Origin of the sequence: Coleofasciculus sp. LEGE 07092 (assembly GCF_015207375.1) — a bacterium.
GTDB lineage: Bacteria > Cyanobacteriota > Cyanobacteriia > Cyanobacteriales > Coleofasciculaceae > LEGE-07092.
Window position 1 is genome coordinate 22823 of the sequence record NZ_JADEWY010000078.1, and the last position, 10222, is coordinate 33044.

General features: G+C 46.1%; 12 protein-coding genes. 5 read left to right on the forward strand and 7 right to left on the reverse strand.

All coding sequences use genetic code 11. The features are described from left to right. Positions 1–16: 16 nt before the first annotated feature. From IQ257_RS18420 to IQ257_RS18430, 3 genes are all read right to left on the reverse strand, one after another. Positions 17–556 carry a GIY-YIG nuclease family protein gene (locus IQ257_RS18420; protein WP_193875196.1) on the reverse strand — a complete coding sequence of 180 codons (540 nt, stop codon included), beginning with the start codon at positions 554–556 and terminating at the stop codon, positions 17–19. A gap of 20 nt (positions 557–576) precedes the next feature. Continuing rightward, positions 577–903 (reverse strand): hypothetical protein, encoded by a 327-nt coding sequence (locus tag IQ257_RS18425; protein WP_193875198.1) that lies wholly within the window; start codon positions 901–903, stop codon positions 577–579. 113 nt (positions 904–1016) lie between these two features. Continuing rightward, the gene (locus IQ257_RS18430; RefSeq protein ID WP_193875200.1) at positions 1017–1943 is read right to left on the reverse strand and encodes a Sll0314/Alr1548 family TPR repeat-containing protein; all 927 of its coding nucleotides are present in this window, start codon (positions 1941–1943) and stop codon (positions 1017–1019) included. Positions 1944–2216: 273 nt separating this feature from the next. On the opposite strand from IQ257_RS18430, the gene IQ257_RS18435 reads away from it, so the two are divergent. Together IQ257_RS18435 and IQ257_RS18440 are read left to right on the forward strand one after the other, a co-directional pair. After that, positions 2217–2921, forward strand: a complete 705-nt coding sequence (locus IQ257_RS18435; protein ID WP_193875202.1) for an ABC transporter ATP-binding protein — start codon at positions 2217–2219, stop codon at positions 2919–2921. 178 nt (positions 2922–3099) lie between these two features. After that, positions 3100–3540: a DUF1816 domain-containing protein gene (locus tag IQ257_RS18440; protein ID WP_193875204.1), complete on the forward strand. Its 441-nt coding sequence runs from the start codon at positions 3100–3102 to the stop codon at positions 3538–3540. On the opposite strand, the gene IQ257_RS18445 is transcribed toward IQ257_RS18440, so the two are convergent. From IQ257_RS18445 to IQ257_RS18455, 3 genes are all read right to left on the reverse strand, one after another. Then, positions 3526–4278, reverse strand: coding sequence for a Stp1/IreP family PP2C-type Ser/Thr phosphatase (locus IQ257_RS18445; protein WP_193875206.1), 753 nt, complete (start codon positions 4276–4278; stop codon positions 3526–3528). The two genes, IQ257_RS18440 and IQ257_RS18445, sit on opposite strands and share 15 nt — an antisense overlap. A 34-nt stretch (positions 4279–4312) precedes the next feature. Further along, positions 4313–6016: an ABC1 kinase family protein gene (locus IQ257_RS18450; RefSeq protein WP_369076435.1), complete on the reverse strand. Its 1704-nt coding sequence runs from the start codon at positions 6014–6016 to the stop codon at positions 4313–4315. 180 nt (positions 6017–6196) lie between these two features. Further along, positions 6197–6520, reverse strand: a complete 324-nt coding sequence (locus IQ257_RS18455) for a DUF6825 family protein (protein WP_193875211.1) — start codon at positions 6518–6520, stop codon at positions 6197–6199. Between the two features lie 48 nt (positions 6521–6568). Between IQ257_RS18455 and IQ257_RS18460 the strand changes: the two genes are divergently transcribed. Both IQ257_RS18460 and rpmF read left to right on the forward strand, forming a co-directional pair. Continuing rightward, positions 6569–7444 (forward strand): type I restriction enzyme endonuclease domain-containing protein, encoded by an 876-nt coding sequence (locus IQ257_RS18460; protein ID WP_228060814.1) that lies wholly within the window; start codon positions 6569–6571, stop codon positions 7442–7444. 171 nt (positions 7445–7615) lie between these two features. Further along, positions 7616–7789 (forward strand): 50S ribosomal protein L32, encoded by a 174-nt coding sequence (gene rpmF / locus IQ257_RS18465; RefSeq protein ID WP_193875213.1) that lies wholly within the window; start codon positions 7616–7618, stop codon positions 7787–7789. A 432-nt stretch (positions 7790–8221) separates the two neighbouring features. On the opposite strand, the gene IQ257_RS18470 is transcribed toward rpmF, so the two are convergent. Next, positions 8222–8422 (reverse strand): hypothetical protein, encoded by a 201-nt coding sequence (locus IQ257_RS18470; protein ID WP_193875215.1) that lies wholly within the window; start codon positions 8420–8422, stop codon positions 8222–8224. Positions 8423–8750: 328 nt separating this feature from the next. Between IQ257_RS18470 and IQ257_RS18475 the strand changes: the two genes are divergently transcribed. Continuing rightward, positions 8751–10222 (forward strand): TIGR04222 domain-containing membrane protein (locus tag IQ257_RS18475; protein WP_193933148.1); only part of this gene is annotated, 1472 nt, incomplete at its 3' end.

The window sequence follows — 10222 nt, forward strand, 5'->3', positions numbered from 1 at the left end:
TGCTGCAAGATATCAGTTATTTCAAGTCCAGCAAACCCTGTTCCTTGAGTTTCGGATTAAAGCGAATTTCAGTTTGCACGCCACGCGCTTGTAATAACTCTAGAATTTGAGATTCGACTCGACGGGCAACTTGTTTTAATAGCTTAATTTGTGCTAATCCATCACTCTTCTGATAGGTCAAGCGCTCTGTATCAGTCATCGTTTCTTTAGCATCAATGGGATTATTCCAGACGGTTTCATCCGCATCATTACCAGCAGGAGTTGTGCCATTTTCATCAATCCAAGCCTTACGAATCGTTTCCAAGTGGGTACGATTGGGACGAGCGATCGTTTCTGCTTTTAACCAATAGCACGATTGAGGTTGGCGAACTAGATGTTGTTTGAGGCTCAGATAAATGTCGCGAGAATAGTTAACCAGTTGCAATGTTTTATCCGAGTCAAAAATTGCATAGACGCCAATTTTCCCTTGCAACTGTTCGGGTAAGTTTCCCGTCTCATCTAGATAAGGGATGTAGTCTAGATCAGATAGAGTGGGAATTTGGGTTTCAGAGACCATTATCAATCAGTTCCGAATCGTCAGGTGATTTTTCGATAAATAGCACAGAGGCGGCTGGGATTAAATATTTTGGCTTTAAACATGAAGTTGGGGGGGACATTGATAATGGTATACTCGTCAGAGTTATGGTACTGCTCAAATTCTGGAGGCATTCCTTTCGGAGTATTCGTACTGTAAGGAACTGGCTGAAACAGTAATTCAGTAAATTCAATGTTTTGGCATTGCAGTTGTCCGGAAATTTGATGCCGGAATGATTCGCTTTTCAACAAACTAAATAAATTGTCCCGCGCTTCTGAGTCCAGGACAAAACTGCCCTCGAAATTGTTAACAATTTTTAATCGAATCATGGTTGGGGAGAAGACTAGTTTATAACGGGGACAATTATACCGTCATACTGGGCTAAGGTGAATGGCAATGACTGAAGTCTCTGAAGGAAAGCCGAGGGCTGCTGTACTCACGTTCAATTATTGCCCTCTCTGACACGATTACGTTCCCCACGACAATCCCGCTCGACCTTATCAACCTCTTCTTGCGCTTTGCACTGCTCGTATACAATTTGAGCGGCAGAATAAGCAGGCAATTGTGCCTGTTTTTTAAGAGCTTTATCAAAAAATTCTAGAGCTTCCTTAGGTTTGTCTTGATGAACCAAAATTTGCGCTTTCAGATATAAAATCTCTGGATTATCAGGGGTTAATTCCAAAGTGCGATTGACATAATCCATTGCCTGAGAGTACTTTTTCAAATCCCGATAGCCAACGGCAATCCCCCGATATGCCAAGTATTTTGGATATCCGTAGGTTTCTAACTTTTCAATAGCTTTAGCGGGATCAGCAAATGGCAAATTGACGGCTAACATCAAATCCATGTAGCCCGTTAGCAGGTTCAATTCGGGATCTTGGGAGTCAATTTCTTTTGCCTCGTCCAAATATTGGAATACTTTTTGCAATTTGCTTAGAGTTCGGACAGGACCTTCTTTTTCAAAGTTATACGTTCCTTCTAAAAAATGACCTACTGCCGTGTAAAGTTTTCCGCGTAAGGGATCAGAGGAAACGAGTTGCTCTCCAGTTTGCCGGGTCTTGGTGGCGTAGTTTTTGAGAGTATCCCAATCTCGCTCCGTGTACGCCAAAGATGCTAACATGGCGTGTACTAGAGGGTCATCGGAGTCAGTAGATTCTGCTTGGCGAAGGTAGTTTTTAGCTGTTTTGTAGTCTCCCTCCTTGAATATAGATTCAAATGCATCTTCTGTACTGTCGCTAATATTGCGGGTATTGCTGGTGCGAAACGGATCTCCAGCCAGGGTGGGTGTCACCCACAAACTAAATACCACCATTACTGCACTGGCAAGGGCTTTAACAGTGCGCTGCGGTACGGGAAACCAAGTTTTCATCGTCATCCTCATCAAAAATGATTCTGATTAACGTTTGACGTTGCAGTAGATTTGAGGTTCCGATCGCTTAACGTTCATTGAAATTTAGTGTCACAATTGAGAGGCACGGATCAATCGCCGAACTTATGCAGCTATGCGGTCGGGGTTAACATTGTCTGATAAGCAAGCGAATCAACCCGGACATCACCAATTGTAGCGATGAGCCTGACTGAAATCTCGCTTGGCTCGATCGCGCCCTAACTAGCGAACCGCTCTTTTCTAGTACCGATATTGATGCTATATCTCAAAAAACTGACTTACCATCCTCCGGCTACACCGATCGCTATCTTAAAAAGTCTTAACTTAGAATTAGCGCCACAACAACTAGGGCTGGTAATTGGACCGAGTGGTTCTGGTAAAACCACCTTCTTAGAAATTTTGTCAGGACTGGCTCAAGCAACTACTGGTGGTATCTTTTGGCGAGACCAAGAACTCACCCCCGATCACCTGCAACAGCTAGGAGGGTTAGTATTTCAGTTTCCAGAGCGGCATTTTTGCGGCAGTACCGTTTTGGACGAATTACGGATGGGACATCCGGAGTTAGGTTCCCACAGAGTTCACGAAGCGTTGGCAGAAGTAGGACTGGCTAATCTCTCCCTGCACACCCCACCCCATGCATTGAGTGGAGGGCAACAGCGACGCCTCGCTCTAGCTGTTCAACTCATTCGGCAACCCAGCGTGCTGATGTTGGACGAACCAACAGCAGGATTAGACTGGTCGATGCGACGCCAGTTAGTCACTCTGCTAGCAAAACTCAAAACCCATTGGACGCTTTTAGTGGTGACTCACGATGCGGGTGAATTACTGCCAATTGCTGATTGCTGCTGGACTCTCAAACATGGCGAACTCGAAGCCGTTGAACCGGCGACTCTGGCACATAAAGCTGTAGTCAATCAGGATTCATTTCTGGAAAAGGCATCAACGGCTCCTCATCCTTAAATAAATGGGGGAAACGGGAGAGATTTTTGAGCTGTTACTCAGCTCCTCAGCGTTCGACTGAGCGCTCACGCCGAAGTCTCCCCAGCCCCCCAGCAATCTCAACCGAAAATTTTTCGCTCTACTGACAGTTGCAGGTAAAATCTTGTGTAACGTTGGCTGGAGAAAGGATCGAGGAACCATGGACATCTCCAATACTGCTGGTTCAGTAGATAACATAGTTTCAGCTAATCGCTGGTTTCTCTATGAGGTCGTAGGTCTGCGTCAAAATGGAGAAACCAGCAGATTGGGCTATCCAATCCGCCGCAGTAGCAGCGTATTTATCAAAGTACCTTACAGTCGTATGGGTCACGTTATGCGACGAATTACTCACATGGGGGGCAAAATCATCAGCATACAAGCCTTGACCACTGACAGCCAAACCTCCTCAACGTTGGCTTGGTGGGTTGAAATCTCAACTACCCAACCTGAGGTTCTTTATTACTTCGGACCTTTTGATAGTGTTGAAGAAGCTACGTCTTCCCAAAGGGGTTACATTAAAGATCTCCAACAAGAGAATGCTCAGGGGATTACCGTCAAAATTAAATGGTGCCAGCAGCCCGAGAACTTAACTGTTTTTTAGCTCCTCATCATCAATTTCATCAATTTCGACGATCACAACAGTGATGTTGTCTCTTCCTCCCTTGTCTTTAGCTGCTGCGATTAAGCTGGCAGCCGCTTCTTCTCCGACAAAATTGGGTTGGAGGTGAGAAGCGATCGCGGTATCAGACAGTTCTTCAGTAAGACCATCGCTACACAGCAATAAGCGATCACCAGACTGTAAGTCCATGGGTTGGACATCAATTTGCTGTAAGTCCTTACGACCTAGACATTGTGATAATACGTGACGCCAGGGATGGCTGCGTGCTTGCTCTGGAGTCAGATCTCCTGCTTTCATAGCTCGCGCTACCCAAGTATGATCGTCAGTAATCTGCTCTAGTTTTAAATGGCGCAGTCGATAGAGACGAGAATCTCCGATGTGAGCGAACCAGTAGAACCCTTGACGGAACATCACCACGACAGCCGTAGTACCCATGTCCGCTCGCTCTGGATGGCTTTTTTGGTCTTGTAAGATTGCTTGATTAGCTTCGTGAAGAGCTTGCTTTAATAACTGTTCAGAGACGATTGACGACTGCCAATCCCGCTCCAAATGAGCCTGAATCGTTGCTGTAGCAATCTGACTGGCTTCCTGTCCGCCTGCATGACCTCCCATGCCATCGGCGACAATAAAAAAACGTCCGTCCGGGTCGATATAGTAGTAATCCTGGTTAACGGTACGAACTAATCCCGGATCGGTGAGACCCGTGAAGGAACATTTCATAGATTGTTTGTTGGCATTAAGAACTTTACAGGAGCTAGAACATCCGATCAAATCGGTCAAGTCGTCTGAGTAAACGGATTAGGACAAATGCCATAATTGCTGCCATTACGGCAACGACCACAGCTAGCCCTACCTTACCATTGACAAACAAGATAGTAGCCGACAATGTAAACGCACTGACTAGTAAAGCATAGTTGGTTCCCAACTGAATACTACTCATGCGTCGCAGGATGCGATCAGATTCGATAGACCGCACGCGCAGGCGTAGGTCCCCCCGTTCTAATTTCTCAATGGTATCTTCAATTCGCCGAGGCAAACCAAGTGCCGTACTACTTACTTGTGCAGCTTGGCGTCCGAGTTCGTTTAAGAAACTGTTGCCGTCAGGACTTTTACCGTTGGTCATAATCTGTAGTGCAAAAGGTTTTGCCACTTCCATAAAATTAAACTCTGGGTCTAAGCCTTTTCCCACACCCTCTAAGGTCGAAAATGCTCGCATCACAAAAGTGAAGGTTGCCGGAAAGCGAAACGGTTGGTCGTAGGCAATTTCATAGAGATCTTCGCTAATTGCACTGACCGACTGTTCCTCGAAGGGCTTATCCATAAAATGCTCTAGCATATACTGAATCGAGCGCCGGACGGGTCCCATATCATCAACGGGTGAAAGCGCACCTAAGGCAACCAGTGACGTAACCACTCGGTCAGCATTTTTTTGGGCAATACCAAAGAGCGTCTCCATCAATTGTTCGCGAACATTCGTTTTAATGCGTCCCATCATGCCGAAGTCATAGAAGATTAAAGAACCTTCAGGACTGACCGCGATATTACCCGGATGGGGGTCGGCATGAAAGAAACCATCGTTCAGCAACTGTTGCAGGTAAGCTTTTGCTCCAAGTTGAGCCAGCAACTTCCGATCCAAACCTGCCGCTTCTAGGGCTTCGTAATGGCTGATTTTAATCCCTGGCATATATTCCAGAGTTAAGACCCTCTGGGACGTGTAACGCCAGTAGACTCGGGGAACTTTCACCCAATCATACTCACGGAAATTGCGGCGGAACGTATCAGCATTGCGACCTTCGCTGAGATATTCAATCTCTTCCCACAGAATGCGGCAGCACTCCTCATAAATGCCTATCCAGTCCCGACCGCGACCCCAGTCAGGATGATTTTGGAAGTAACGGGCAATTCCTTTGAGAATTTGTAGATCGATGGTGAAAAGTTTCCGCAAACCGGGTCGCTGTACCTTAACCACCACGTCTTCATCGCTATGCAACTGGGCTTTATGAACTTGCCCCAAGCTAGCAGCAGCCAATGGGATCGGCTCGAAACTACGGAAAAGTTCTGCTACTGACTTTCCTAAGTCTTGTTTGATAATTACTTCAACTTGCTCATAGCTGAATGCCGGAACTCGATCTTGAAGCTTGGAAAGTTCCTCTACATATTCGCTGGGAAATAAATCTGCACGGGTAGAAAATAGTTGTCCGACTTTGATAAACGTTGGTCCTAAATCTAAAAACTTATCCCGAATCCAGATTGCCTGCACTTTTCGTCTAGCAGCCCGTTTAGCATCTGTCATGCCGCCTGGATAACTCCAAGGTTTACTGTCGAGCCACAAGCCAGACAACAGGGTTAAGACGAACGCCCAAATGTCAACAAATCGTCGATGACGGGAGTAGCTTTCCCGATTCCAACGATACGCTTTGTCATTATGTACCTTGACTAGGGAACGTTGGCTAGACACCTCTCGTTCCTTATATTGCTGGAGGTTAACATAGTCATTAGAAACAGCAGACACTCGGCTTCCTAAACAATCGTTTCAAAAAAGTCTTAATAAAAACTCAACAACTCATTTTCTGTTTAGGGAGCATTGCAAATTTGGGAGAATTTCACTCAGCAACACTACACAAAACTTAAAAAACAATCAGGGAGTAGATTGATTGCGGTAAAGTTGTAATTCAGTTCGCAGTCGCGCTATTTCAGATCGGAGTTCATCGATAGTCGCTTGCATATCAACGCCTTGGGAATCGGCTGACACCGTAGTAGAACTCCAATCCATGGACGCTTCAGATTCCCGTTGCGCCCTTTCCATGACTTGTTCAGTAAACTGCCGCAGATGCTCCCGCTGTTCTGCATCGAATTTACCAAGTTCGCTCAGGGCATTCGTTAAGGAGTCTTCTAAGCGCTCGTTCAGGACTTGAGCTACTGCTCTGCCGACGAAAAAGGCATGAAGTACAGGATGGCTCATAGCAAAATTTCTTTAGTATCCGTAACAAATTATAACGTGCTTACAGAAATGATGCTAATGCAAACCATTGCTAGGGCAAATCGGGTGTTTGGGGAAAAAGTAAACGGGCTGATTGTAGACTATATCGGTGTGTTCCGCGACTTGCAAAAAGCCTTAGCGATTTACGGTTCAGCATCCGGTGGTGGTGTAGAAGCAGGGGATACTCCGGTACAATCGAAAGCAGCCCTAGTGGATGAATTGAGAAATGCGATCGCAAATACTCAAAAATTCTGCACTGAACGGGGTATCAATTCCATCGGCACCTTAAATTATGTCATTCCCGACTCTACCGAACTGATTGATTTAAGCCAAATCGACTTTGACACCCTCCAAGCCCGATTTAACCAAGGGTATAAACGCACCGCCGCCGAAACCCTCAGAGGGGCAATTAACGACCAACTCACCCAGATGGTACGCCTCAATAAAAGCCGGATGAATTACCTCGACAAGTTCCAACAAATGATTGATCAGTATAATGCTGGTTGTCGCAACGTGGAAACCTTCTTTGCTGAGTTAGTGGAGTTTGCCCAGGAATTACAAGTTGAGGATAAACGGGCGATAGCTGAGAATCTAGAAGAAGAAGAACTAGCGATTTTCGACCTACTAACCAAACCAGATATTACCTTAACCGAAACAGAAAAGCTAGACCTTAAGAAGGTAGCAAGGGAATTGTTAGACACCCTCAAACAGGAAAAACTGGTGCTGGATTGGCACAGGAGGCAGCAATCGAAGGTAGCAGTTAAAGTGGCAATTGAGGAAATTTTAGACCAACTTCCCGAAAATTATTCAACTGAGGTATACCAGCGCAAGTGCGAAGAAGTCTATCAGCACGTCTATGAATCTTACTCAGGTGTAGGACGCAGTATTTATAATGTAGTGGCTTAAGGAAAAATATGGCAAAAAGTCAGGCATCGTAATGCCCTTTCAGCATCAGTACCTATCCATTACTAAGGAGGGAATATAAGGAATAACTTTTATTTTTGGAGGTTCGGGGAGGGCAGAAGCCTATCAATGACATAAAATAGAAAGGTTGTCAAAATTTCAGGACTGAGGATCATGGCTGTTCCCAAGAAGAAAACATCGAAGTCAAAACGAGACAAGCGCCGAGCCACCTGGAGAGGCAAAGCAGCACTAGAAGCTCAAAAAGCACTTTCTCTCGGCAAAGCAGTTTTGAGCGGACGTTCTACCTTCATCTATCCGGCTCAAGAGGAAGAAGAAGAAGAAGTCTAAAAGTCAGCCGTATCGAGCTAACCGCCTGCCACTACGGATAGGCGGGGATTTTCATCTATCAACTGCGGGGCGGAAATAAGTGACCAGCTAAAATCCCCCTTGTCCTCCTTGTCTCTCTTGAGGTGGTCAAAAACTTTTGACGAAATGTACTAGTACAGGCTGGCATAAATAACTGACCCGCTCAATACTTCCCCGTCTCCCCCGCCTTCTTTTCCGGATAGGTGGTGTATCTCCAAGAATAAAGCAATGGTAGATGCACCCTGATAATTTTAACCCCTGGCTGTAGAGGTTCAGGGGTTTTTTATAGATAGAAGGAATAAGCACCAAAGCTACTCAGTTAGATATGTCTAATCGTGAGTAGCTTTCAGTAGGTCTTATGCTCATCAATAGTAAACAATGAACAGGATAAGTTGCCTGTGAAGGCAACTCCACTTAGCTTAGGGAAGCGCGGCTGCGGTCATAGCTGTCACGGAAGCTGGAAGGGGGCTTGCCTTGAATGTGATTCCAGTAGTCAACGTTGTCAAGTTCTATGCCCGCTTCAGCAGCAGTACGACCGAGCATGGATTGTTGGCGATTTTTGATGCAGTGGTGGTGGCGCATCATCAACGCACGAGCTTGTTCTTGAGTAGACATACTTAGTATTCTCCGATTGCTTTAGTGACGTTTGACTGAATGAATTTTCCCTTACAAAATAACTATATCAGATAATTTCTGTAACAATTACTACAAAACGTTTATATTTATAAAACTTAATCTATTTTCTTAGAAACCTAAGGGGTATGGGGTTGATTAAAATACCCCCCACCTTCCTCACCTTCCTCACCTACCTTCCCTACTCCCAGCCTAATCAGAGTTTGTGAGCTACTGATCTGATACCCAGGCAGAACTTTTTATAAATTCTCGGAGTTGACCTGAGAAATAAATAGAGAAGCATTTATCCCAACGGTTGGGTAAAACGATTATGAATGTTCAGCAAGCGGAACTTTACCGACGTATTCAAGCATTTTCCTTAGACGAACCCGATACCAACCAGCCCTTCACCCAGCGATTAGCGCGAGAGAACCGCTGGAGTGCCAGGTACACCCAGCGCGTCACCGACGAATACAAGAAGTTTGTTTTTCTAGCGGCTGCGGCTGGGCATCCGGTTGCACCATCGGATCAAGTCGATCAAGTTTGGCACCTGCACTTGCTCTACACCCACTCCTATTGGGGTGAGTTTTGCCCAAACATCTTGCAGATGCCATTTCACCACAGTCCGAGTCGTGGGGGCAAAAGCGAGCATCACAAATTTTATGATTGGTACAGCAAGACGTTAGCAAGTTACGAATCTTTTTTCGGACACGCCCCACCCGCCGATATCTGGACTCCCGCTCATATCCGGTTCGCTGGCAATGTTGATTTTGTGCGCGTGAACGCACAGCAGACTTGGCTGCTACCCAAGCCCCACCTTAGAACCTTACCGAAGCTCCATCTAGACCAACGAGTTTCTGCCATCTTGCTGTTCGTGCTGGTTGTGACTATCACGGGTTGCGAACCGTTGCTCTCGACAGGCATTAGGAATCCCCTTAATTTCACAGGTTCAGAATTTCTGAGGTTTTACCTGTTGGTGGCAAGTGCTGTCTTTCTCGTGGCGTACTGTCTACGCTGGTATCTGCGACAACCTGCTGCAAATTTCTCTAGTAGTACTGTTTCCCTGGATACCTATGAGACAGCCTACTTGGTTGGTGGGAAAAACAAAGTGATAGAGACTGCGATCGCTAGCTTAGTGCAACGCGGACATCTAAAGCCGCAGCCTACAACACGAAGCTTAATTCTAGAAAAGCCCCTGCCTGCGGACAGTCATCCTCTCGAACGAGCGATCGCAAAGGTGATCAAAACTGATGGACGGATTGAACGAGTCAAAGCTTCCGTTAGCACAACGATAAACCAAATTTGCGATCGCCAAATTTGCGATCGCCTGCAACACCTCCACCTCCTGGTTAGCAAAAATCAAGCCAAAGTCGCACAACAATTACCTGCAATGGCAGTTTTTGCCGTGTTGCTTTTAGGTATCAGCAAGATTGGCGTTGGTATTTCACGGGGCAAGCCAGTCGGTTTCCTGTTTATGTTATGTCTCTTCACTGCGATCGTTGGTTTGGGATTTCTCTATATACCAGTTTTCCGCAGTCGGTATGGCGATCGCGTCCTGGCAGATATCCAAAATCGTCATGCACACCTTAAACAAACCTCCACTAGCAGTACATCGACAGATCCTCAACTAGTACTGGCATTTGCCCTGTTTGGTACTGGAGTTTTAGCAGGCAGTTCTTTAAATGATTTACGGCAGGTTCTAACTCCTCCACCAAGTTCTTCTGGTGGCGATAGTGGTGGTGGTGGCTGCGGTGGTGGCGGTGGCTGCGGTGGCGGCTGTGGCGGCGGTGGCGGCTGTGGCGG

Coding starts and splice junctions, on each gene's coding strand:
- IQ257_RS18420 (WP_193875196.1), bottom strand. CDS start 556: ATGGTCTCTGAAACCCAAATTCCCACTCTATCTGATCTAGACTACATC.
- IQ257_RS18425 (WP_193875198.1), bottom strand. CDS start 903: ATGATTCGATTAAAAATTGTTAACAATTTCGAGGGCAGTTTTGTCCTG.
- IQ257_RS18430 (WP_193875200.1), bottom strand. CDS start 1,943: ATGAAAACTTGGTTTCCCGTACCGCAGCGCACTGTTAAAGCCCTTGCC.
- IQ257_RS18435 (WP_193875202.1), top strand. CDS start 2,217: ATGCTATATCTCAAAAAACTGACTTACCATCCTCCGGCTACACCGATC.
- IQ257_RS18440 (WP_193875204.1), top strand. CDS start 3,100: ATGGACATCTCCAATACTGCTGGTTCAGTAGATAACATAGTTTCAGCT.
- IQ257_RS18445 (WP_193875206.1), bottom strand. CDS start 4,278: ATGAAATGTTCCTTCACGGGTCTCACCGATCCGGGATTAGTTCGTACC.
- IQ257_RS18455 (WP_193875211.1), bottom strand. CDS start 6,520: ATGAGCCATCCTGTACTTCATGCCTTTTTCGTCGGCAGAGCAGTAGCT.
- IQ257_RS18460 (WP_228060814.1), top strand. CDS start 6,569: ATGATGCTAATGCAAACCATTGCTAGGGCAAATCGGGTGTTTGGGGAA.
- rpmF (WP_193875213.1), top strand. CDS start 7,616: ATGGCTGTTCCCAAGAAGAAAACATCGAAGTCAAAACGAGACAAGCGC.
- IQ257_RS18470 (WP_193875215.1), bottom strand. CDS start 8,422: ATGTCTACTCAAGAACAAGCTCGTGCGTTGATGATGCGCCACCACCAC.